We start from the raw sequence: 24,641 nt of genomic DNA, 5'->3' as shown, positions 1-24,641 counted from the left end.
TTTCATTCATGTTTAGATGACTTATTAAGGTCCACTTACTAAAGACCATGTGACCGTAGAAGTATAAGTTGCTTGCCGATTCTTCCCTACATAGGTTGTCCCTGGGTCTAGCTGAAGCTGAAATGCATTTTGACCAAAATCTATTTGATATTCTCCAATCGCTACATCTTTTGGAGCCTGAATAATGGTGTGTGCTGCCCCATTATCAATAGGAGCATTTGGAACCTGTACAGTAGGTTTTCCTGTCTCTGGCCCTTTTACTTTTGTTACACTCACTTGATTTTTCAAGTATAGAGAACCCTTTGGCAATTGTTTTGATATGTTCGACTCTGTAAATGGTGATATAGTAACATTCAATCTCCAACCATCCGCTTGATTCCGACTATCATGTATCATGATTTCCCCTAGCGTACCAAATGAATTTTGTTTTTCTCCATTTAATTGGATAGGACTGAATTCCACACTTTTTGGTACAGTGAGCATGTCTACATGCCCTTTTTGTGTGGTAGAAACATGCTTTGTTGCACTTTTATTTCCAGCTTTATCTACTGTTCGGATATGTACATATTGCGGCTTAGAATAATCCGTCGGAAACTGAATGCTAGTCTGACTTGTAAACTGAACACCACTTACTTTATCGATAGATGTATCGAGTTTATCATTTACTACATATTCATATCCCTTTACGCCACTTGTTACAGTTGCAGGAACCTCCTTAGAAAAGTCCGAAGCTCCATTCCTACCAACTCCACGAATTTTATAATGATAGGTACTCCCTTTATCTATCGCGGAATCAAATGTTACTTTTGTTTCCTTTAACTCTCTATTTTCTATTTGAAAACCTTCAGGTGCAGTTGGTACAGCTTGATCCCTTGCTTCTTTATCTACATAGTCAGAAAGTCTACCTTTATATATTTGCTGATTCCCTCGGTATACTTCTGCTTCTGATGCATATCCCACTTTTAATTCATCCACATATGTAATTCCTTCTGAATACGCAAGCATATAAAACGTTACGCCTCGTTGCTCAGTAATATAAAAAGGATTATTTGCAACTTGGGTATTCATACTAAATGTAGACCATCCATTTATGTCTTTATTAGAATCATCCTTTGTGACCGTACGATTATTTGGTAATTGGATAGGTGCTGCCCATTTTCTTGCTTTTAAGCGTTCTCCTTGTTTAATCGGATTCGCAATGGGAGCGTTTAAAATTAATTTCCCCTGTCCAGAACCATCCTGATAAGGAATTACTTTATCTACCATCGGAGAATCTTGATACACATCTTTGTTTACATCCGAAGTTATATGTTTTCTATCCCTTGGTATGTTGGTGCCTGGTTCTCTTTCTGGAAACAAGGATATATTACTAATTTCTAATTCTTTCGAACCGCTCGGCACATCTTTTAAAACAGTAGCGTTGTAGTAATCAAACTCTCTCCCCGTTTCCCAACTTCCATCCCCATAAAAGCTAATCTTTCCTACTCCTTGTGACTTTGCTTTAAAGGTAGCGGAAATATAAGCATTATTAGGCACGTTTAATCGCTTAAAAACAGCAATGGAACTTTCTCTTACTGTATAAGGATATAAGACTCGATTCCCTCCTAATTTTGTATCAAATACTTTGTATCCGCTGGTATCTGCACCATTTGGATAATAGACTTCTGATTGTAAACTTTGATTCCCATTCCCATAAAATTCTCCCCAACCATTCATAAAATTGACATCTTTAGGGTTATTAAAATCAATTTTCCATAGTACATCTTGATCTAAGATATCAATTGCCCATTCCAATTTGACCTCATTCTCTTTTCCACTTGCAGTGAGAGTTGGAATACCATTCTGCTGTTTTTCTACTTGATCAGCTAATATAGAATTATCTTTTGAATCAAGAAATAGGTATGAAGCACTTAAAAGCATGATTGAAGTGAAAAGCTTCCCCCATTTCACCGTTGTCCCCTCCTTTCGTTTTTTTGCTCTCTAAGAGGCTTTCTTTTCCTCTTGCTGTTTTGCATGCTTCTTTCTCCACCATACAAATACAAATATTGAAATGATTACTATAACAACACCAGCCACTATCATATATGTTTGATTAGAAAACGTCGGTAATACCTTTACTGCACCAGTTTGTTCCGCGTACTCTGTCACATTAGAAGCAGTTATCTGGAATTCTTCTGTATATGTTTTGGGTACACCATTCTCTTTTATTGTGACTTTTAGCATATACTTTCCATCTTTGTATTCTTTCGCTTTCCATGGAATAGCCAATCCTACCTTGGATTTCGGGGCAACATTGAACGCTGGGATATTCCCATGAAATAGAACGTTATCCTTAGATAAAACTTCATAGTAAACTGCCACATCCCTCACTATATTTGCATTTGTATTTTGAATAAGTGCATGTACTTGCGGTTGTGTTGGATATGATTCAATCGCTGTGCCATTTAACTTCAAAGATGAGTTATTAACTGAATTTTCAGTCTTATCTACATTCAATTGTATCGCGACCGCATATTCGATACGGTTATGTACAGAGAAGTTCAGTCCATCTTTTTCAAGATCCTGCGATTTTGTATCTTGTGCTAATTGAAATAATAATCCGCCCAAAAATACTCCATCTTGATTAGGTATCGTTACATGTATCTCTACGGTTTTCGTTTGATTTCCTTCTAAAGTAACAGTAGAAGGAGCTTGCACATACTGATCCATATAAAAATCTGTATCCATTAACGTACTTTGTGAAACCTCACGATTTGGCACATACATAATACCACCATTTGTAGAGGTGAGAGCATTGGCCACCTTTATATTCACTTTAATTGGGGTATTAGCTTTATTGTGTATATCCAATTTCACTGTTTGGTTCTGTTTCTTTTTCACCTGCAAATTAAAATAGTTTTTGATATCGCCTAATTGATTATCTGGAACATAAATGTTTACATCAAATGGTAGACTATCTTGTTTTTCTTCTGCATAAACAAGCTGAAAAGGTTTTAGGCATAAGCTCAAAGCGAACACAATACCCACCAATATACTAATAGAAATTTTATACGCATAACTTTTCATATTGCACCTTCTTTCTATATACAGAAGAGAAGCATATCTATAATATGTATCTCTTCTGCACTATAATTTCTAATCAGGGTCCTGTTACAATCGAATAAGTAAGTTTCGACTCATATGAGGTAGCACCAGCCTTATTCTCTACATATGTACTATGTGGATTTAAGGTTAACGCCATAGACTTATCATTAAAACTCACGTTATACTTTCCCATACCCTCATCTTTTTTCGCACTTAAAATTGTCACCTGGTTATCGGTGTCAATTATAAAATTTGTTGATTTAAACTCCGGATTGGGTGAACTCGTCCCTCCTACTTTCGTAATAGCAGCACCGCCATTATTCAATACTAAAGAGCCCTTTGGAAGTGTTCGATTTGATTTGGTATCTCCACTGACCTTAAATTGATCTGCTTTTACATTAATTCTCCAGCCATCTCCTGAACCCGTCGCATCTGTCACTGTTAGTACACCAGGATTGGCATTTGTCACTTGTGTTTCTCCACTTAGTGTCATCGCATTAAAATTACTAACTGGTGTGACAGCAACATTATGTTCGCCACCAGTTATACTTTGAGTTAGCTTTGTCTCCGCTGTTGTCGCCGCACTTGCAGGTGTACCCAATAGTGACATGCCAAGAGCTACTGTTACTAAAGTAGGAATCATTACTTTACCAAATTTCATCATAATACCTCCTAATTTTATTTTATAGAAGGAGCCACACGATACGTGACTCCCCTTATGTGCGAACCTAAAAAGTTTAATTTAGTTCCAAGAATCTACATCTGCATTTTTTGATGCTTTTGTGAATCGTGCTAGAATCGTATCATAACCACCTTGGATTGCTTTCCATACAAATGGTCCAATGACTAGTACAATAATTACCGCTAACGCGATTAGCATACCGTTTTCTGATGATAACTGTGAATCTTCGTTTTTTAACCAATTTTTCGCTTTTACTAACATTTTATTTTTGCCCCTTTATATATCGATTTTAGGAAACTACTAGGATAAGAATTTACCTAATTAAAATTTTATTACTTGTTCCAAGAATCCACATTTGCATTGCTTGATGCTTTTGTGAATCGAGCTAGAATTGTGTCATATCCACCTTGGATTGCCTTCCATACAAATGGTCCAATAACAAGTACAATAATTACCGCTAACGCGATTAGCATACCGTTTTCTGACGACAACTGTGAATCTTCGTTTTTTAACCAATTCTTCATTTTTGCTAACATGATTGAATCTCCCTTATCTATTTATTTGAGCTATTTCTAACAAACATTATGAAACTAACCTTTTATTTCTTGTTCCAAGAGTCTACATCTGCATTGCTTGATGCTTTTGTGAATCGCGCCAGAATCGTATCATAGCCCCCTTGAATTGCTTTCCATACAAATGGTCCAATGACTAGTACAATAATTACCGCTAAAGCGATTAGCATACCGTTTTCTGATGATAATTGTGAGTCTTCATTTTTCAACCAATTCTTCATTTTCGCTAACATATGTTTTGCTCCTTTACCTATTCAATTTGGGATAATGTCTTTTTATATACTTGCAAATCCTTGTGCTAAGGATTGAATAACAATGACCATTGGATAAATAACGATACAACCAATAACCGCAACGTTAAATTTATTCATTTCCATTGGTTTATCTTGAATCAGACGGTTGTAGTTCTCATGTTTTAATTCACGCATCATTTTGATTTGCGAATCCATAATACGTAGACTTTGTACCTTGTCCGTTTTTTGCGCTTGTTGTAACGCAATCGTAAAAGTGTTTACTTCTGGACTATTTAAAGCTGCTGCGAAGTTCCTAAACGGTTGATCCGAGCCCGCATACATTTCTAATTCTGCTGTAAGAGTCGATACATACGGACTAAGATGTCTCCCTGCATATATCTGTGCCTTTTTTACTGCTTCTAATGTTGTATGTGTCTTTAACAACTGCAGCAACGGAATTAAATACTCCGGTAATTCAAACTTCCTTGCTTCTATCGCCTGCTTCATTTTTCTCTTTAATAAGTAGTCTGGATAGAAATAAAGGAATGGCGAAATTAAAACACCTACTTTAAATAAGTAGTAATCATGAAATACACTACAAATTAGGAAAACAGAGGTGAAAATGATGGGATACGCAACCTTCATTTTTAAATATTCTTCTGGGTTTGTATCCAAACCAGCTTCTTCTAGTTTTTTCTGAATCTGCTCTTTCTTTTCTTCTGTCAAATACTTATGTGATAACGATTGGAAAGGAGCAAGCATCATTTGATTCAAATTCTTCTTTTCAATCCGCTTCGCATTTTCTACATAATGGGTAAGTAGACTCCCACTGTCTTTTTTGCTTTGTAGAAAGGTGGAGAATACCCAGTACATGACGACAAATATGACTAAACCTAAAAACGCGTCCATCTTATTCCCCCCTTTCTGTCGGGTTATAATTTGCAATCTTTTCTACACGGGTTGCTAGGAAAAATACAATAAACATATTTACCGCTAATGCAATTTTCCCCATCATAGAACCTGCTAAAAATCCATACGCCTCTTTTGACATCACCATAATGACAATCGGCATGGCGATAACTATTAAGCAGTTCTGTACAAAAGCACGTTGTGCTTGTGACAAACTAGAACGTAATCTTGCCAGGTATAGCTTTTGTTTTTCGAAATCTTCTGCAATATCTAGTAAGACTTGCACTGAATTCGCTCCACCTTCTCGGCTACATACTTCCAACATTTCGTGGAAGAAAACCAATTCTCTAAAGTTAAAGGTTTCATTAAACCCTCTAAATGCACGGTGCATCGTTGTTCCACCTTCTAATAAAAGAGAAACTTTTTCTATTTCTTCTTGAATACTGTCATGCATCATCGGTTTCACCTGAAGTAACACACGTTTTGCGTTATTACTAATTTGAAGTGCATTTGCTACAGCTTTCATATAGATAGATAGACGGTCTATGACAACCAAGTAGTAACGTTTTTTTCTTCGATAGAGAAGAAATCTTGGAACTAAAAACCCACATAAAGCGGAAATCAGTGTAAAAGGATCTCTCCCAAAGGAAAAATAGAATACTGCTGCAATACTCATGCCTGAAAGTGCCGTATATACCCAGTACATACTTTTCGTCAGTTTCCACTCGTACTTTGGGGCTTCCTGGATAACGGATTGCGGAAGATACATCCTTATTCCTTTGATATTCCGTAATTCTAAGCGTCTTTCTTCTTTCTCATTTTCTTGTACAAATTGAGAAAGGGCAGAACCCTTAGATTTTGTAAAAAGTAAAACTAACAATAGTACACTCATGAATATGAGTAATATACATCCATAAGCTAACAAACTATGCATACTGCACCTCCTGTTGTGTAAGGAATGGTGCATAAAGAGCTGGATTTACTGTAGAAGAACGGAACTTCCTTTCCATATCAGCCGACATTGTCGCTGTAGCGATATGATCTCCATGAATCTTTCCTACTCTCTCATTCATTTCATCATGTTCCTCATATGTCGGGATAAACTGAGAAAGCTGATTGAACTGTATATCATCTCGATAATCCAATAGTTCAATCATCTCTGTAATATAACGATTCCCATCATCTTTCTTCTCTAAAAAGACAATCACATCAAATGTCTGTGAAATTAATTCATATAAATACTGGGCGTCAATGTTCGCACCACTTTGCAGACACATGAGCATTAAACGTCTAACTGCTTCTTTTGCACTTCTTGCATGGACAGAAGTAAAACCAGGGTGTCCTGTTTGGAAGAAGTTCAGCATTTTTAATGCTTCTTTCCCCCTTGATTCCCCTACTATTAATCGCTTTGGTCCTTGCCGTAACGCATTTGTTAGCAATCTATCAAAGTCAATTGTATTCTCTTCTACTTCCGATGCCCTACACTGCATCGGAACAAAATGATGTTCTGGAAAAATACGATGCAAATATAATTCTGGGTTATCTTCTACTACGAGAGTACGTTCTTTCTTTTTCCCTTTCGGAATATGAGAAGCAAGATATTTCATAAACTCTGACTTCCCTGTACCTGTTGCTCCCGCCACTAAAATATTCATTTTGGCTTTCACGGCTGCGGCCAAAAAGTCCAACATCTCTCTCGATGCTTGATTTGTAGATAACATACGCTCTTCAGAGGCACGAAGATGATCCGCATTCTTACGAATCGTTATCGTTGTTCCTAGTCCCCCAAGTTCATCTAACGCAATATTGATACGTATATACGGAAATACACAATCTACATATGGCTTTGCTGTATTTAATGATTCTGACGTACTGTTTACCATCTTGTAGGCTAAAGCTTTGACTTCTTCTTCCGTTTCAAATCGGTAAGGAAATGTACATTCTCCCTCCCCAATTTTTTCGTAAATAATCTCTTTTGTGCCATTTATATAAATATCGGTTACGTCCTTATCCTCTTTCAAAGACTCTATAATCCCGAATCCCACAATGTCATCACATACCATGTTTAATAACTGATCCGAAGGAACATCTGCGATAACAACTTGATTACTTAACAAAAAGTTTTTAATGATCGTTTCTACAGCAGCTCTCTTCTCCTTATTCATAAAGGACTCACTTAAAATATCACGATGTTCTTTTACTAAAAACGCACGAATTTCATCCGTTATATCTTTAATTTGTTGAGCTGTAGTCGTCCCTAATTTTCGAGCCGATTTGGAACGAATCATATAACCAAAATGGTATAAATCTACTCGATTTCGTTTTAAGGCCACTTGTTTTGCCTGTAAATAACCCCACATACTACTAACCTCCCCTTTTAATTTCGAAAACCAAAGATACCCTTTTTCATAGAGGATGTATGCTGGGATGCAATATCAAGACCAGCTGCTTCCATAATGTGATGGACCTTTGTATTAATTTGTGGGGAACCAATCTGCATTCCCCATTCGTAACTTGTACGATCTCTATCATATGGAATGGTCACCGCAATTTTTTGAGAAGAAAGCTTTTCAATATCTTCTACATAATTCTCATCCCCCATGTTCAAAACATGAATCATACGAGGTAATGTCAGCTTCGTTTCTTCTATCAACTGCAATTCTTGCTTAATTGCTAAAGCACCACGAGGATTACTATTTAGCACATGAACCACAATATCTGATTGATATAAGATTGGGTAACTCAGTACCTCTGATAATTCAGTTGGTACAGATAGAATGATGTAATCGTATTCTGTGGCTACAAGCGATTCGATGAATGTTGTTACAAATAATTCTTTGTTTTGAATCTCAGGGAAGTGAGCCATGTTATATCCTGATGGAAATACTAGAAAATCCATCTTATCGTGCAATTTTTGTATCAACCTTGGATTCAATTTTTTCTCTACCAAATCTTGTTTTGTACAAATATACTGCAAGAGATTGTACTCATTTTCTTTTTTAACAAGCTCTAATATATTTTTGCTGTCATGGGTAAGACCTGTTCCAACTGCAAAACTCGGCCTTACTTGGTCTGCTTCTACATACAGCACCTTTTCCCCTAAATGAGCTAACTCATTTGCCATCGCAATACTTAACGTGCTTTTCCCTACATTTTCGTTTGTCGCATAAAAAGCAACCATTCTGACTTGCCGCTCCATCTTAATACCCCCTTTCTTATTTGGATTCGTTCAGATACTGTGCAACATATTCTTTTACATTTTTAGAAATTGGATTGGTTGAATGTTTCTCTACATAATCTAAAATGTTCTTCTGATCAGATATTTGCGAGAACCCTTCTGCTGGTTGTAATTCTTTCCCTGTTTGTTCTACCTTTTGTCCGACTGCAACAGGAATCACATCTCCAAGCATTTTCGCACGATTTAAGTATTGGAGTTGTTCTGGTGAAACAGCTAATGTATATAAACGAGTTACCTTCGGTTTTTGTTTCCCCTCTTGTTCCTCTTTTGATTCTTTCTTTTCTAACACGAATGCATCTTCCGTATTACTATCTTTTGCTGCCGTAACACGTACACGTTGGAAAAGACCACCGAATACAACCTTCTCATTGTCTCCTTCTTTCACAACCTGTTTGAAATACAAGTCCACGTATGTATTAGGAATAATACTATTCCCGGAACTTGTTTCAAGATCAACGAGTAATGGGAAAGCAACTTCTTCATTTTTTAGGTTTAATATTGCAGAGTCTGGTAACTCTTCTTTCTTTACCACTTTATTTTTGAAGAGATAGCTATTTTCTGTAATGGGTTGCCCATCATTTGTCCATTTTCCTACGACCTCTTTCTTACTCACGCGTAATGCATTGGGCGGAATGGAATCACCAGGTAATGTGCGTTCAACTAGCATATCCTCTTTAATCTCTGTATGAGCGGGTATATCCTTTGCGGCTACGACAATCTTTGTTGGTTTTACTGCATTCTCCACTGCAAAATGATTGTATCCATAGATACCAGCGACTGTTGCAGCGGCAAGACCAACCGCAGCAATCTGCTTCTTTTGAAACTTAGATGGCTTCAATGTTTGTGTTCCTCCTTATGTAGCCTTTAAACGCAAAAAAAGGACACACCTATGGCATAAAGCGCCTTAGGTGTGTCCTTTTAGCTAATCTAAAGTCTATATGAAAATGTTGGATTTGTTTTCTTTAATATTACAATTTCAATATTATGATATATGCGGTTTTATGTCAATCATTTCTAAAAAAAATCTATTTTTTCTATTCCAACGCACGAATTACAAAAAACAAAAAACCTTTAAAAACGTTGTCATATCAAGGTTTTTAAGCTATTAACTACCCATTAAATATGATATAATAGATGTAACGTAACTGAATATTTCAGGGTGGTCGGTTGCTATCCTTTCTCTTTCATTTTATGGGGAAAGGAGGTGACCAAATGGACATTCTTTTCACTATAGCAATTGAAATTTTGAAAGTTATTGCTAGAGAAGTCGCTGTATTTTTTGCAAAACGAGTAGGTAAATTCCTATCAACGTCTTGGAAACAAATACAAAAAAAGCGACGAAAAACGAAAAGAACCACCCTCAATGCCAGCAAGCGTCTGAAGGGCGGTTCTAAGAAAAAATAAACTTTTTTAGCAACCAACCACCTTGCGGTAGCAGTTACATTAGTCGGAGTGTTAGCAGCACTTCGACTTCTTTAGTTTATGCAAAAACTATTATTATAATACTTCTACACATATTATAACACCAACTATCGTACATGTCATGCAGATTCGTCTACAACAGTTGATGAAAAAAAGCAAATTGTTATTAAAAAGAAATCAATTTTGTTCCTGTTTCAAAATACTTTGCAGGAGCATAGCTTTTCCCATCCCGATCCTGAAATTCACTGCCAATGCACAGAGATACAATCATTGCGACAACCCCGATGAAAATTGCACGTCTCACACGTTGTTTTTTCTTTTTATCCACTTTACATTCCCCTTTCTACGAAAAAAAGGCACATCCCAATTAAGGGATGTGCCTTTGGTTTATCCATTCAGCTACTAGTTTCAGATGGATTTTTTTGTCGATTCATCTTATTATACAATATTACTTTCTATTTTTCATATAATACCAGTCTGACAAATCAGTGATAATATGTTCTTTTCCGACCCAATTCCAGCCTGGCGTTTGTACAGGGAATGGAAGATCAGCAAGTACTCTTCTCTTTTTGAAGTCATCGTACACAACGCCTTTAATTTCTATCTCATTCGTCATACATAAGCTCATTTCGTTAATACCTGCTGGGTTTGTTTCAACATTAAACGGATATTTTCCATCTTTCGTTTTCAATGGTGCATACCATTTACGTTGGCCATCAATAATTTTTTCCTGCCCATCCCAATATAGAGACTTAGTAGGTCTTTTACTATCAAATACATGACCTGTTATTTCAGACAAATACATATTTTTAGGTAGGAATTTCGATGTCAATCCATTATTAGAAACACGCTCCAAATCTTGTGTAGTTTTTAATCCTTCATCAGCAAAAGGATATTGCGCCGTTGCTTCTGTAAATACACCAGGGTAATTTGCATTCCAATCATTTTTGTATTTTCCGTTTATTTCATAAGTGAATCCATATCCACTATGAAGCTTAGAAGGTACTAGATTATCAATACTTCCACTTAATGTTTCATAATACATTTCTCCAACTGTTTCATCTTTAGAAACACGCTCACTGACTGTTTCTACCACACCTTTTACGCTAGTTACACCACACATCCCTTTTTCATGTGATGGTGCATAGATAGCTGTTTTAATAGGATTATTTTTGTATGTGGTTTCTTCTATATCTATACGATTACCAGCAGGGTTAATTTCCGCTTGAATTGTTCCTTTCCCTTTATGCTGCCAGTCAAGGTTCAATGTTTTCTTTTCTCCCTCTGTTAGTCTTACTTTTTGTGAAGCCACCTGTTGCCCGTTATGTTTTAGCACGACTACTGTTTCAGGATTCACATATTTTTCTTCTAATCCATCTAACTTCTTAATTTTTTTCTTCTCTTTATCTAGCTTCTCTCTTGCCTTATCTAACCTACCCGCAGCGTTGTCTAGTCTATTCTCTTCCCATGAGCAGTCCCTATCATAATAGTGGTGATTTCCTTCCGCATCTATTTCATGAATAGGATCACGACGGCAATAACTTAGACTTGATTGAGCGCTATCTCTATCTGATTCAGTGCTATTTACTTCCTGCTGAGACTTATTAATGTTGTTATTTACCTTCGTTCTATATTCGTCACGGTCTGGCTTAAAGTTATCACGTGATACATCTACCCTTGTTTTAATATTTTTTCCTTCTCTTGCTGTTTCACCTTCAATTCGATCAGCCGAAAAATCAATTTTATATTTATACTCTTCTTCATCACCTGGATCTGGGTTAGGTGTCACTTCTGTACCACAATTACCATCTACATTAAAGTTGACTGTTTTCTCATTTGAATCCCTTTGAACAGCGTCTGTTACTTTAATTTTCGCAGTATAGCGCCCGCACATTTGCGGCTGCCAGCTTACATCTTCTTTCGTAAATTGTCCTGCATCGCCTTCATTTTGTTTCTCGTTATCTTTCTGCGGATTCGAACGTAAGTAATTCTCCTGATGATGCACTGTTTCTCCATCTTTTGTAATGTCTAGCACCCATTTCACACGATTTCGTTCACCAGCTGCTGCTTGATATGGATTTACTGTTGTCCCATTCGGATCTTTATCGTTGTATCCTTTTCCTTTACTTACATATTCAAAACCGTTAAATGTAAATTTCACAGGTACATCTTTTTTACTACTAGACGCTTTAAAATCTTTTATTTCAGGCCTACTGGTACGGACATACCACAAGTTATAATTATTAACCCCACTTACTCCACCAGATCCAGCATATCCACCAGAAAGATATGCAATATCACGAATCCAATAGAATAACCCATATCTTGAACCTTTTGTATTTACAATTTGATGTGATTTTAAATTCTCTAAAACAAACTCTGAATTCCCCCAATACTTATTAGAGATAACCGCAGAATCAATCCGTTCTTTCTCAGTTATCATCCTATCCCCAACAGTAATCGATGGATTGATATAACCTTCATTAGAAATTCGTACATACGGTTCACTTGAATCGATATTTTGAACTAAATTTTCCCATGGATTCTCCCAATTAAAAGCCCCATTATATACAGCTGGATAATGCAAATCAGATAAATACATTAAGCGCTCAGCTTCATATCCCTTTCCTGGACGAACGTATTTCCCCTCCATTTGCAATTGTCCAGATAAAAGATAAGTATCCTCATTCCCATTGAAGAAGGGAATATCATTATTCTTAGCATCTACTGAAATAGGAAGTGTCAACAGTAGTGATGTACAAGCAAATAGTATTTTCTTTTTAATTTTCATGAATATTCCTCCTGAATACAAAAAAGGACACACCCGTACCATTGGCTGGTACGTAAGGTGTGTCCTTTACGTAATTTTAAAATCCGTATATGAAACTATATATTGATTCTAGCAAATTATATTTCTCTTTACAATTACTTTATTTACTCTGTACTTGAATATACATCATTTTATCAGCAGTTGAATGTCCAATACGAACTTTATGATTTTGAGTAGTGTAATTATTAATCACTTGAGCATCTACTGTCTCTTGGATTTCTTTATCTAAATTTAATTCAGGGTTTATGAAAGTAACCCATTTCTTAGTTAATTCTACCGTTGCTTTATTATTATATAAGAAGGCGATTTCAAAGTTATTTTTATCTGTTGCATCAACATAGAATTGTGATCCAATTGAACCTGCTGGTAAATACATATCTTTATCAATAAGTTTTACATATACTCCAACATCGCTATACTTTAAATTAGTATTATATTTTTTGTTGATAGAGCTAACAATATCTTGCCCCTCTTTGGTTACTTGTTTTTGAACAGTAACGTTATTGTTAAAAGCTTCTTGATTAAATTCCATATCTTTAGTTGCTAAATTTTCATTTAACCCTACTGGCAATTTAATTTCAGGCTTTGTTTCTGGCTTTTCTTCTGGTTTTGTTTCAGGTTTTGGATCTGGCTTCACTTCTGGTTTTTCTTCTGGTTTCGTTTCAGGTTTCGGGTCTGGCTTCACTTCTGGTTTTTCTTCTGGTTTTTCTTCTGGTTTCGTTTCAGGTTTTGGGTCTGGCTTCACTTCTGGTTTTTCTTCTGGTTTCGTTTCAGGTTTTGGGTCTGGTTTTACTTCTGGTTTTGTTTCTTTTTCAACTGCATTAATAGAGTTATATAAGAACTGACTATATTGTTCACGGGTTACATGTGTATATGGTGAATACAGCTTACCTCCTGTACCAATAGTAACGCCATTTTCTTCTAATGCACTAATTGCTTTTAATGCCCATGAGTTTTTATCAATGTCAGTAAACGATGTTGTCTTAGTAGCTTTGAATTTGAAAGCATTTGTAAGTACTTGTGCCATTTGTTCACGAGTTAAAATATCATCTGGACCATATTTCCCATCACCAAATCCATTAACAAGTCCTGCTTTAGCAAGTGCTAAGATTTCTTTTTCAAACAAATGTCCTTTAATATCAGTAAATGGATTTTTGAAGCTAGCATCTGCATCCGCTGGTTTTACGTACATATAAATCATACGAGCAACTTGCCCACGAGTGACATTATCACCAAAACCAAAGATATTATTTCCGTACCCTTGCACCACTTTACGATTTGTTAAATCATAAATTGCTTTCGTAGACCAGTGATCTGCTGGAACATCATTGAATTTTAGTGAATCTGTTTTATCAGCGGCTTTCGCTGTAAATGCTCCTGCTCCTAATAAAGATGTTCCCATAATTGTTATTGCTGTTGCTGTTTTTAAAAATTTGTTAGCCATTGTTTGTTCCTCCAAGTATATTAGTTTTTTTATAGATTCCTTTATTGTACCGAATTTAAATATAAAATCCAGATACTTTAACATATAAATTAACAAATTAACGTTTTTTATAACCGCTGTTCTATATGGAAAATATTACCATATAGAAATAGGCTTGTAAAGTATTTTTATATATTTATTTATAAATATATTTTTCTAGTAAAAAAACTACACTTTTCAGTATAGTTTTTCACCTCTTTTTATACATATTGATATTTTCAACGGAAATAGATTTGTCCCATTCCATCTTTGTTAGCCCATATCGGTGCTTTCACACTATCTATCCCTATCATTTTAAAAATAAAGAAGTGATGTTCAGCTTTTATCTTAAAATTCAATGGCTGATTATGATCTACGCGCCCTTTTGTATATTCATATTTCCATCCATCCATATTCTGCTCTTTCATTTTCTTCTCTATATCAGGAATTAGATTTACGTTTTTCCCTTCATACGTGTACTGAAAGCCACCTGTTTGTTCTGCTAACTCTACTGTACTAGAAGCAAAATCATGTGCCTTTATTAACTGCATTCCATACAGTACACCTTCTGGTATAAGAGTTATCAATAATAAAGAAAGCGTTAGAAAAAGCGCTGTTGTTACTGTATTTTGCATTTCTTACACACCTACTTTTTCCTATTTATTTCACGTTTCCTCCAGCTTTCTTGTTGTCAGAATCTGCTTCATAAATAAATATGTGTTTTGCGTTACTCTTAATGTTGCCTTTCTTTTCATCAAATTGTTTAGTATAACTAGCAGCTTCCGCATCTCCTTCAACTGCAATCATTGCTGGGTTTTCTTGTACAGCATGTACAGAAAAATCACGTTTTGACGCTGGGTCCTTAAATATTGCATTTTGTTTATAGGATTCTTCAAATTCTTTCTTTGCAATTTCTGGATCGATAGCAATTTCTTCTTGTGCACGTAAAACACCAACTTTTACGGATTTATCCATTGCTACACTTCCAGCACGCTCTAAAGCAGACTTATTATCTGAGTGTGTTGTATCTCCGATAATCATATCTGTCATTAAAAACAGGCAACCAACAAATAATAATACTGAAGCAGCACCTATAATAAATTTTTGCATATTATATCATCCCTTCTTAACTTTCAGTCTTTCGGAATCTAAATCCGCTTAAAATGGAGCTTTTCTTCTGGTTCAATAATTCATTTGGTAGTAATAACTCTGCTATCTTCTTCATTATTCCTTCTAACTCTCTATAATAGTTACGACTTGATAGCAAAGTGCTACTATTTAACTGTGCTTCAAATACATTCTCAATTCCATAAGGTGGTATAGCTGCTAATAACTTCTGTCCTAAACATTCTTCCACTACCTCGTGTTTTAACAATGATGATGAAAATTTATTCCCAATTACTTTTGTTTTCTCTAATGCTAAGTAGGAAACTAACTTTCTTTCTTTTTGCGTAAGAGGGTGTGCTATCTTTAACATTTGATGAAGATCTGGCTCCGCTACAAAGAATATGTAATCAGCCATTTCGCATATCTCATGGTATAAATCTTTGTCCCAATCATTCCCTGCATCAATAATAGAAATAGGTGCTTCTTGGTTCCCCAATAAGACCTTAATAAAATGGTCAAAATCCTGCTCTGTTTCATTTTTCAATTCTTGGTCCACAATCGGATTCTTTACGATAAAGTTTATCTTTCCTTGCTTCCACTTTGGAATCGATAATATATCGGATTCCTTCTGTAACATCTCTTTATAGCGCTGTAACATGAACTCGCTGCGATAATTTTCTGGTGCTTCTGTATAGCCCTTTAATAGTGGATACGTATATCCCTCATCGTATAGATTCTCTATATAGTTCACATCAATCTGTAGTTCATTCAAATAGGCAGCTAGGAGATGTGAAACAAAAGTAGCTCCACTTCTCCTATTCATACTGGCCACAACAATTGTTTTCCTTGGAATTGCTATACCAATCTGCTTCTCATATACAGGTTCAAACGATAATTTATATTGCTTTTTAATTATTGGTGCTTTTACCGTTTCCTCTTGTACAGACTTACGTTTTTGTTTGTTTTTAAATATTTTTGACTTAGAGGCAGATTCATCATTGCGTCCTTCCTCTAAGTCACTTGGCACTTCCTCTTCTTCCTCAGCAGGAATGTCCGGTAATTTCGTTTGTTGCGGTGCCTGACTTGCTCCAACAATCTTGGCTACATTCTTAATATCCGACACCTGTAGCAACTGCGGGATCACTTTATTATCAATATCAATTCTACGAGAGTTGAAAATGTCATAGATACCTAGATAAATCAGTTTCGCCAAAAACTCATCATCATTTTCACGTTCTGTAAAAACTACAATACGAATATCTCGATTAAAACGTATATCCCTTAACTTCTGTAAGATAATCAATTCACGTTTATCTTCCTGTCCCGCATCAATATTTAATCGTTTGTCATTAATACATAGAATCTCGGGTTGTTCCGTATCTAGAATTTCATCTAGATATTTAATATGCATCACATCACTATCAGCCACTTCAAATCCCGCGCCAACAAAATCTTCTCGTAAATATGCCGTATATACAGTATCACTGATGGCTAATACAATTTTTTTGACCATGGTAGACCTCCTTTAACTTTTAGCGTTGGATTAAAATCATGTTTTCAATTGGAATTTGCGCCTGTTGATGAATCTTCCCAAAAATCTCATTCAGAATATACTCCACTTCAACTTGCTCCAATGGTCGTGGTGCCTCAAAATCAGAATTAAGTTTTATTCGTATTTCCAGTCGATCTTGAATTTCATTTAATGGTGTATCGAGATAAAGAATTCTGTAGTATAAAACACCATCTTCAATGCTTTTTTGAATCATATCTCTTGTTTGATGAATAAATGTAACCTCTGCAAGCTCAATGAAAGGATTGTCTATCGTTACTCCGCTATTCCAAGTTAGATTCCAAATCTCACAATGTTCTTCCGCATGCACAACAACTCCATTTACTGAAGGCGTAATTGCAAAAAGACGATCTACAGGAACTTTAGTTAAAGTAGTGGTATCCCCATTTACTAGTTCCAATCCTTTTTCCAATCGTTCGTGTTCAAACGCGCATTCAGCGCCAGCAAATGCAATTTCGCAAAATACTTGTTCTAGTAATGGACGAATCCCCTCAAATGTTCGTATTGCAAATACACTAAATTCCTGTGTTTCATCTGTTCGAATGATTTCATATAATTCAAACTCAGATGCATTAACTAAAGCAAAAGGAATATCTTTAATAAGATTCGAATCAGTATATAGCTCCTCTGGAATGTGGGTTTCAGGATGATGTACAAACTCAAGGCATAGTTGATATCCTTTTAAAAATGCATTCTTGGCTGCTGCTGGGAATAGAGTTTCAAAGCGCTTTACATTGTTCTTAAATTTCTTTTCTTCAACTTCGTTATTAAACTCCCTTTCTTGTAGGATATTAGCTTTGTTACCTAACAATAAAAAGTAATGATTAATGATACGACTAATACTTTCTTCAAACATTGAATTATCCTCACAATACTTTGCAAATCTCTCTTTACTCATGCTTACAATTTCATTCATAGTTCTGATTTCTCCCTTTCAAATGTTATTAATACATAAAAAAAGACACACCGATGGCAGGTTATGTGCCTTCGGTGTGTCCGTTTAGCTAAAGAATGAATCTATTAATTTGTATATTTCTCTTAGTAAATTGTTGTTCATGTATTAGAATACATCTCTGAATTTTAAAAGTCAACAGTTTCAAAAAATCCTAATGCTAATATATTCACTTATATTTTTCGTATTTTTTATGTATCTAATCTAAAGAAAACAATATTTCAAATAAAAATATATTCAAGTATTTTATATAAATAATACAAGAATCATATATAACTAAACTCAATTATTAAATATAAAGAGAAAATACAAGTGCTTATGAATCCTTATATACCATACGTTCTTTTATAATAAACCAAATTACATATCGTACTATCCCCATTACATACAAGTAATGAATCATAAAAAACACAAATTAAGAAGCTACATATCATATTACTAAGAATTCACAGGTTTTAATATATAGTATTAAGATAATCACAAGTATTGAATCGAATTATAAACAAAATGAATCGTATCCAAAAGCTGCATAAACTGTTTATATATTTACGTAAAAGTGCCGATAAAGACATTTCCTTAACAAAAAAACATGTCCTCAAATTAAAGAACATGCCAAATAACCCTTGCTTTTATGTGATTTTTTAACAAGGGCTGCTGCTTACTATATTTTTTAAGATTTTATGAAGTCTGGATAGGCACCATTTTGATTATAATAATTCATCATTACATCGTGTCTTTCTTCTACAGACAAGCTTTTTTCCGTAAAATCAGTCCAGGATTCTCTAAATTGTACTCGCATAAATGCAGGAATAGAGAATATTTCTTGCTCTTTCGTATAATTTTCAACCTGATCTAATGCATAAGTCATTGCGGTAATCAGTAATTCGTTTTGTTTTTCCTTTGTTGGCATGTATGCAGCAATGTCCACAATTTCCTGTTTAAATGCAATCATCATATTTTCACGATCTTTCTTTCGTAATGATTGTCCCATATATTTTAAACGAGATACTGCTTCCTTTCTGCATTTCGCTACTGGCCTATGTAAATCTTTTTTATCATTCTCAATTACGCAGTTTGAAGAAAACACCACATTGAACTTTTCAATGATGACTTGTTTCACCTGTTTTCTAACACGCGCTATGCGAGAGTCGCTAGACTTCTTTTCCTTAGAATCAATTGCTGTAAATTGCACAATTGGTTTTAAAATTTCTATGTATTGTCGTACCTTCTTTGCATTACGATTCAATTTATCCTTTAAAAAACCCATTCTTCTTGTAATCTCGAACTCTTGAATCTGGTGCTTATAATGCTCCATACCAATTTTTCTCGAAAAAGTATTTATTAATTCTAATAGGAACATAATCCCTCTGTTATCACGAGCCTTTACAAGACTACTAAGTATAGTTGTTTGAATAAGATGAAATGGAATTCGGAAATATGATAGTGATATATCTGTAGTTTTTGTAGTTTCTGCAACAGTATGGTTATACAAGGCATAATCTACAACCTCATATACAGTACGATTTCCAACAGGTGTCTCTTTTACGAGCTTACGCTCCAAGCAAACTTGAAACCCCGTATAAATTGTTGTGTAGGGAATCCCACTGTTCTTAGCAAGATCCATGATTTGAAATTCACGTGGTAGCATTCCTATATCATTACATTCAAAGTGAAGCAAGATATAAGTAGCTAAAGCTGAAGATGGTAATTCTTTTCGTTCATTTTCTAGTTTTACGATGTTCAATAATCCATCGAAAAACTTAACCCCATGTACTTTAAAGTTCTGTTGGGAAAAAGTCATTTGCGTATTCATAGTTTTCTTTTACTCCCCTCCCAAAAAACACAAAAAAGACACACCGCTGGCAGGTAATGCGCCTTCGGTGTGTCCGTTTAGCAAATTTTTTTATTTACTTATTTGTATATAATTCTTAAACAATTGATATTCATGTATAAGATTATCTTTATAAAATTAAAATGTCAATACATTTTCTCATTTAAGTTTTATAAGAAATAAAACCTATAATTGGTTTAATTAGAAGTTGTACCGTAGATATCTTCTTACTGTTAATAATATGCGTTCGACTTCCTATCATTTCCATTTGAACAGACTTTCCCCATAACAACCACACTCTTTTTAGCGTAACACTATCAGTATGTCCAAGTTTAGGAGATTACTTGCAAAAAACTTTAGTGTTTTGCACCAAAACCTTGCAACCTTTATATACAGCCGGATTTTCAAAACTACTTAGTACATAATTAACTCCCATATTAATATTATGTAAACAATTAAAGCTCATTCCAGAGAACGCATTCACATTAACATATCAACTGACATTAACATGTAATGAAATTCCCATTGTTAAATGTTGATTTCATATCAACATTTAACAATGGGACAAGTATACACACACATTCATTTGACAGCATTAGCAACCTTATAAGAAACCCTTCTAAATGACTAGAATTATAAATACCTATAGAACCTGCCCAGGCTTGCACCAGAGTTAAAAGCTAACAAAATATAATAAAACTTATAAACCAATACATACTTCAGTGTATTAATAACCTCTATAACAAATCTCAATTAATTTTTTGATATATTTCACCTAAATAAACACTACTTCGATGGAGCTTCAAAATTCACCCTTAACTCTATGAAACTAAACCCTTAACAAGTTGTCCTTTTAGTTGATACAAAATTAACAATAAGTATAGCATCGTATTCAAATATCAATCTCTTGTTAATAGCATTATAGTTTCATGTTAATGATAATAATATAGATATTCTTAACAGTATCCCTCAATAACCGGTCAACATGTTAATTTCATTCTCTTTATTCACTTTGTTATTTGCACACATAGTTAATCAATTAACACCAACAAGGTATTGATCGACTTGTTTAGATGATCAGAAGGAAACTTTAGTACATTTAACCTTCATATTAAAGTGTTCTATAAAATCTATCACTATATATTTATTTTATTTTCATATTAATCAAAGCGATTATTGAACATTCTATATTGAAAGTGCCCTATATGGAAGACCACCGTAGATACAGCAGGCGCCCGTGATTGTTTTAGTTGATAAGACATTAACACTGATGAGAGGTTGTTCTTATGCAACTTATTTCATATCAACGTCACATTCTATGTTAATGTCAATACAAAACCAAGATTTGCCCTGAATCGAATGTTTTTCACCTTTATTAAAAAACAAGATGTTTTATGTTAGATAAATAACGTCTTTAAGCTGTTTAAAAACTACTAGTATTAAATTAACTATGCAAATCCAACCAAGTTATCCTATACCATATTAAGATACTCGTACATTTCACATTAATGGTAGCGTAGAGTGGGAATTAACTCTTACAGTTTATTTATCTTGATTCTGATCCTATATCGCTAAGTACATTTAAATTCACCAAACAATACTAATGTAGTAGTATTATTACCTTTTTTTCTAGTTTTTATACATTATAATTTAAATTCCTTAGTTTAGTATGCTTGTTTTTCCATAGTATACTTTAATTATATCCTTATAACTTATTTACAAAACACCTATATTTCCTTATCATTAATATTAAGTGACATGATTTGTTAATCTCATGGCAACTATCATTAATCTTACTAACATAAAAGATAGGTATTTCCATCGATAGAACATTATCATTTAGACACTTAGAGTTAACAGTAATATCAACAAATTAAGCATATTCCGTGTTAACAGTTAATGTTTTGTTAACAAACATTCAGTTACATGTTAATTTTATATTTCATGTCAATTACTGAATAGGTAGGGATTTGCATGATTATTATCGAAATAATGCCTAACATGTCAATTTCAGTTCACATGTTAATTACAAATCGGGTGTTTATGAGTGATTTTTAAGGAGGTAGTTACAGTGATTGACCAAAAAAACGAATCACAAGACCATCAAACTAATGATGATGACATATTAAATGATACTGTTTTTGAAAAAGCATGGCGAATAACTGAATTTTCTAAACTGGTCGGACGTCATCATAATACTGTTTATAATTGGTTCAACATTCTAGAGGAAAAAGGGCTTCACGAAACTTTAAGAACCCAAAACACAAACGAAAAACTCTATAATACGTTAGATCTTGAAATTGCTCTATTTATAAAACAAAAAAGAGATGAAAAATGGTCTTTAGATGCCATTATTGACCTTTTACCACACCAGTTTGATTTAAGACCAGTTTCACCAGAGAATCAAACAAATGAAGTATCTACCGAATTAAACCTTCAAGCCGCTGCAGAAATTATCGAAAAAATGGTAACTAAGCAGTTAGAGGAAAAAATAAAACATATTGAATCTCATTATGAAGAAAGGGTTGAAAATATACTAAAGCAGTTACCACAACCAGAAGATGTAGAAACCATAAAATTACGCCAACGCCAAGATAGACTGGATAATTTCATTATTGAGCATAGAGCACGTCAGGAATTAAGAAAACAAGCCGAAAGCCTGTGGAATAGTAAACCTGAAGAAGAGCGTACTAGAAAAGTAGGATGGTTTAAAAAAGAGGAAGATTTGGGTAGAAAACAACTCTTCATTGAGCAGTACATACAGGATAATATTATTGATTATATAAAATCTCTTATGAATACTGTGGAATAACAAAAAAGTCTGGATCTTTCTCCAGACTTTTTCGTTATTTTGTAGTACCGAACATCTTATCTGGATCTAGAAAATCCGCTAATTCATCATCTTCATTTGCTCCAGCATCTTTATTTTCTTCATCACTACCCATATCAATAAAATCTCCAAATGCAAAGCCTAAGTCGTCATCATCATCTACATTCTCTATTGTACTAATTTGAGACTTTGTGTACTGAATTTGGCTTTGTCTTTCTTTAAACTCATTAAATTCTTCAACTAAACCTTTAGATAACCTTGATGGTAATGCATCAGTTTTATAGAACGTATATACACTTCCTAAGAAATCATTCTTACTTACTAAATACCCGTTAAAAACGGTACCATTTATAGGTAGATTATTTGAAACTTCTACTTTAGCATCATCCATAAAGGAATCATCAATGTTTTTTTGCTCATCTAAGATAGCCAGCATGCCAAAATGATGTACTCTTGACGCTTCAACAGAACCATCGTTATTTTTCTTCATCAAATCAATTGGAGGATGGAATGAGCTTCCTCTTAATGACTCTTGGAACATCTCTATAATTGCATGGCTATTTTCTATCTGGTTCATATTGCGTGAAACCTTATTAATAACTAAACAGCCCGTTTTCTCAAGTAAAATACGTTTAAAGTCTTGAGAATCAAGTATTACAGATGTACCAGATCCATTGGCAGCAGTATTTAACTCATGAATAATCTCACTAATGCGTTGATTTGCATAGTCTCGTGAATTGGCAATACCTTTTTTCTCATTTTCATTTAATTTCTTAAATTCATCATAAAAGTGCTGGTTATCAGCAAATACTACAAATGCTACACCTTTTGATTTATCATTTGCTAATTTCCAAATCTCCTGTGAAAATTTATTTACTTGTCGTAATACATCTGGCCCATCTGCTCGGACAGGCAGTGTTACAACAATCCCCATTTTTATAAAGTCTTTGCGTTCAATAGCATTTTCAAAGGCGATTCTTGTAAACTTCGCTTGATTTGCTTTTATTTCAGCCATTGGGTATTGCTGAGCAACTTTTTGTAATTCTTGTCTAATTACTGGCTTATTATGAAAAGCCGAAAACTCTTCAATGGCCTTAATGATTGTAGAAGTTCCTGTGCCTCCACCAAGTCCTGCAAAAAACAAAACAAGTTCATCAGATGGTCTTACACGTTCAGTTATAAATTCTTTTAATTTTTCTTTTGCGTCATCATTTGAATCAAGAACCTTTACCGCACGCTCAGGGTTTTTACCTAAACCACCTAATTTAAGTGAAACTTGATTGCTTTTTGGTACATTTTTTAGTTCGGCTAGATCCCCATCATTACTATTTAGCGCTAAGCAGTTATATACTGCTGTTCCGTCTGTATGTTTATATTCCGCAAATTTATCTACCATTCTAGTACCAGCTTGACCAAAACCAATCATCGTCATTTTAACTGCTACTTCATTCTTCAAGAAGTTTTTTGCCATTATTTTATCTCTCCTTATTCACTTTTTTTCTTTTCCCTAATTCAATAAGTACTTGTTGTCCTCTATAAGTTGAGATTAAAAATTTATATGGGTGCATAGTCTTTTCATAAATTAAAGACATTGATGATAATGTACTCACACTTATTTCAGCTGAACGCCTTGATATATTTGTACGTTCAACTTCTAATGAATAAGATTTTCCTTTTGTTTTCTTTACTCTCCTGTCAATAACTACATTTTCCACTATTTCATTAATGGATATGCCCCTCATATATTTGGTCTCTTGAAATTGTTTGTTTACTACGTTTCCTATGTATAGAAATACACTGTATAGTATCTCGTCTTGTTCAAGAATATCAGCAAACATGTTTACTACTTCATCTGCAAACTTGATTGTTTGATATTTTTCACTTAAAACCTCGTTCAAGTTGTCCCCCCCTTAAAGCAT

The 24,641-nt window shown here is 34.4% G+C and carries 23 protein-coding genes; 2 read left to right on the top strand and 21 right to left on the bottom strand.

The window, feature by feature from the left end; genetic code table 11:
• Nucleotides 1-24: 24 nt before the first annotated feature.
• The 11 genes from MKX66_RS29555 to cpaB all read right to left on the bottom strand — a co-directional run bounded on the left by MKX66_RS29555 (nucleotide 25) and on the right by cpaB (nucleotide 9,556).
• A complete protein-coding gene (locus MKX66_RS29555; protein ID WP_016102688.1) occupies nucleotides 25-1,950 on the bottom strand; it encodes a WxL domain-containing protein in 1,926 nt (641 codons plus the stop codon).
• 30 nt (nucleotides 1,951-1,980) lie between these two features.
• Nucleotides 1,981-3,066: a DUF916 and DUF3324 domain-containing protein gene (locus MKX66_RS29550; protein ID WP_341088041.1), complete on the bottom strand. Its 1,086-nt coding sequence runs from the start codon at nucleotides 3,064-3,066 to the stop codon at nucleotides 1,981-1,983.
• Between the two features lie 73 nt (nucleotides 3,067-3,139).
• Nucleotides 3,140-3,745: a WxL domain-containing protein gene (locus MKX66_RS29545; protein ID WP_016102690.1), complete on the bottom strand. Its 606-nt coding sequence runs from the start codon at nucleotides 3,743-3,745 to the stop codon at nucleotides 3,140-3,142.
• An 81-nt stretch (nucleotides 3,746-3,826) separates the two neighbouring features.
• On the bottom strand, nucleotides 3,827-4,027 hold the full coding sequence (locus tag MKX66_RS29540; protein WP_016102691.1) for a hypothetical protein: 201 nt from the start codon (nucleotides 4,025-4,027) through the stop codon (nucleotides 3,827-3,829).
• A gap of 71 nt (nucleotides 4,028-4,098) precedes the next feature.
• Nucleotides 4,099-4,302, bottom strand: coding sequence for a hypothetical protein (locus MKX66_RS29535; RefSeq protein ID WP_002166805.1), 204 nt, complete (start codon nucleotides 4,300-4,302; stop codon nucleotides 4,099-4,101).
• Nucleotides 4,303-4,364: 62 nt separating this feature from the next.
• On the bottom strand, nucleotides 4,365-4,571 hold the full coding sequence (locus MKX66_RS29530) for a hypothetical protein (protein ID WP_000879954.1): 207 nt from the start codon (nucleotides 4,569-4,571) through the stop codon (nucleotides 4,365-4,367).
• 42 nt (nucleotides 4,572-4,613) lie between these two features.
• Complete coding sequence (locus MKX66_RS29525) at nucleotides 4,614-5,480, bottom strand: hypothetical protein (RefSeq protein WP_341088037.1); 867 nt, start codon at nucleotides 5,478-5,480, stop codon at nucleotides 4,614-4,616.
• Between the two features lies 1 nt (nucleotide 5,481).
• Nucleotides 5,482-6,414, bottom strand: a complete 933-nt coding sequence (locus MKX66_RS29520) for a type II secretion system F family protein (RefSeq protein WP_341088034.1) — start codon at nucleotides 6,412-6,414, stop codon at nucleotides 5,482-5,484.
• Nucleotides 6,407-7,840, bottom strand: a complete 1,434-nt coding sequence (locus MKX66_RS29515) for a CpaF family protein (RefSeq protein WP_341088032.1) — start codon at nucleotides 7,838-7,840, stop codon at nucleotides 6,407-6,409. The genes MKX66_RS29520 and MKX66_RS29515 overlap by 8 nt, the downstream gene beginning before the upstream one ends.
• A 17-nt stretch (nucleotides 7,841-7,857) precedes the next feature.
• Nucleotides 7,858-8,679 carry an AAA family ATPase gene (locus MKX66_RS29510; protein WP_341088030.1) on the bottom strand — a complete coding sequence of 274 codons (822 nt, stop codon included), beginning with the start codon at nucleotides 8,677-8,679 and terminating at the stop codon, nucleotides 7,858-7,860.
• 16 nt (nucleotides 8,680-8,695) lie between these two features.
• A complete protein-coding gene (gene cpaB / locus MKX66_RS29505; protein ID WP_002139727.1) occupies nucleotides 8,696-9,556 on the bottom strand; it encodes a Flp pilus assembly protein CpaB in 861 nt (286 codons plus the stop codon).
• A 374-nt stretch (nucleotides 9,557-9,930) separates the two neighbouring features.
• Between cpaB and MKX66_RS29500 the strand changes: the two genes are divergently transcribed.
• Nucleotides 9,931-10,122, top strand: a complete 192-nt coding sequence (locus MKX66_RS29500; protein WP_215559645.1) for a hypothetical protein — start codon at nucleotides 9,931-9,933, stop codon at nucleotides 10,120-10,122.
• A 184-nt stretch (nucleotides 10,123-10,306) separates the two neighbouring features.
• Here the strand turns inward: MKX66_RS29500 and MKX66_RS29495 are convergent, their stop codons facing one another.
• The 8 genes from MKX66_RS29495 to MKX66_RS29460 all read right to left on the bottom strand — a co-directional run bounded on the left by MKX66_RS29495 (nucleotide 10,307) and on the right by MKX66_RS29460 (nucleotide 19,874).
• Nucleotides 10,307-10,468, bottom strand: coding sequence for a hypothetical protein (locus MKX66_RS29495; RefSeq protein ID WP_002166813.1), 162 nt, complete (start codon nucleotides 10,466-10,468; stop codon nucleotides 10,307-10,309).
• 120 nt (nucleotides 10,469-10,588) lie between these two features.
• Nucleotides 10,589-12,931 carry a hypothetical protein gene (locus MKX66_RS29490; protein WP_341088027.1) on the bottom strand — a complete coding sequence of 781 codons (2,343 nt, stop codon included), beginning with the start codon at nucleotides 12,929-12,931 and terminating at the stop codon, nucleotides 10,589-10,591.
• 139 nt (nucleotides 12,932-13,070) lie between these two features.
• Nucleotides 13,071-14,477: an S-layer homology domain-containing protein gene (locus MKX66_RS29485; RefSeq protein ID WP_341088162.1), complete on the bottom strand. Its 1,407-nt coding sequence runs from the start codon at nucleotides 14,475-14,477 to the stop codon at nucleotides 13,071-13,073.
• A 194-nt stretch (nucleotides 14,478-14,671) separates the two neighbouring features.
• Nucleotides 14,672-15,067, bottom strand: a complete 396-nt coding sequence (locus MKX66_RS29480) for a DUF4320 family protein (RefSeq protein ID WP_001181740.1) — start codon at nucleotides 15,065-15,067, stop codon at nucleotides 14,672-14,674.
• Nucleotides 15,068-15,092: 25 nt separating this feature from the next.
• Nucleotides 15,093-15,542, bottom strand: coding sequence for a hypothetical protein (locus tag MKX66_RS29475; RefSeq protein ID WP_341088026.1), 450 nt, complete (start codon nucleotides 15,540-15,542; stop codon nucleotides 15,093-15,095).
• 16 nt (nucleotides 15,543-15,558) lie between these two features.
• Nucleotides 15,559-17,052: a hypothetical protein gene (locus MKX66_RS29470; protein ID WP_341088024.1), complete on the bottom strand. Its 1,494-nt coding sequence runs from the start codon at nucleotides 17,050-17,052 to the stop codon at nucleotides 15,559-15,561.
• 19 nt (nucleotides 17,053-17,071) lie between these two features.
• Nucleotides 17,072-18,025 carry a hypothetical protein gene (locus MKX66_RS29465; protein WP_326996330.1) on the bottom strand — a complete coding sequence of 318 codons (954 nt, stop codon included), beginning with the start codon at nucleotides 18,023-18,025 and terminating at the stop codon, nucleotides 17,072-17,074.
• A 706-nt stretch (nucleotides 18,026-18,731) separates the two neighbouring features.
• Nucleotides 18,732-19,874, bottom strand: coding sequence for a hypothetical protein (locus tag MKX66_RS29460; RefSeq protein WP_341088021.1), 1,143 nt, complete (start codon nucleotides 19,872-19,874; stop codon nucleotides 18,732-18,734).
• Between the two features lie 2,089 nt (nucleotides 19,875-21,963).
• Between MKX66_RS29460 and MKX66_RS29455 the strand changes: the two genes are divergently transcribed.
• On the top strand, nucleotides 21,964-22,704 hold the full coding sequence (locus MKX66_RS29455; RefSeq protein WP_002069459.1) for a hypothetical protein: 741 nt from the start codon (nucleotides 21,964-21,966) through the stop codon (nucleotides 22,702-22,704).
• Nucleotides 22,705-22,738: 34 nt separating this feature from the next.
• Here MKX66_RS29455 and MKX66_RS29450 read toward each other — a convergent pair whose 3' ends face one another.
• A complete protein-coding gene (locus MKX66_RS29450; protein ID WP_326996328.1) occupies nucleotides 22,739-24,193 on the bottom strand; it encodes a cell division protein FtsZ in 1,455 nt (484 codons plus the stop codon).
• Nucleotides 24,194-24,197: 4 nt separating this feature from the next.
• Entirely contained in the window at nucleotides 24,198-24,620 is a 423-nt protein-coding gene (locus MKX66_RS29445) for a hypothetical protein (protein WP_341088019.1), read from the bottom strand.
• Between the last annotated feature and the right edge of the window lie 21 nt (nucleotides 24,621-24,641).

Source organism: Bacillus sp. FSL R9-9530, assembly GCF_038008145.1.
GTDB classification, from domain to species: Bacteria; Bacillota; Bacilli; order Bacillales; family Bacillaceae_G; genus Bacillus_A; species Bacillus_A mycoides.
Note: the sequence above shows the minus strand (reverse complement) of the source record. Positions and strands in the feature narration are given on the sequence as shown.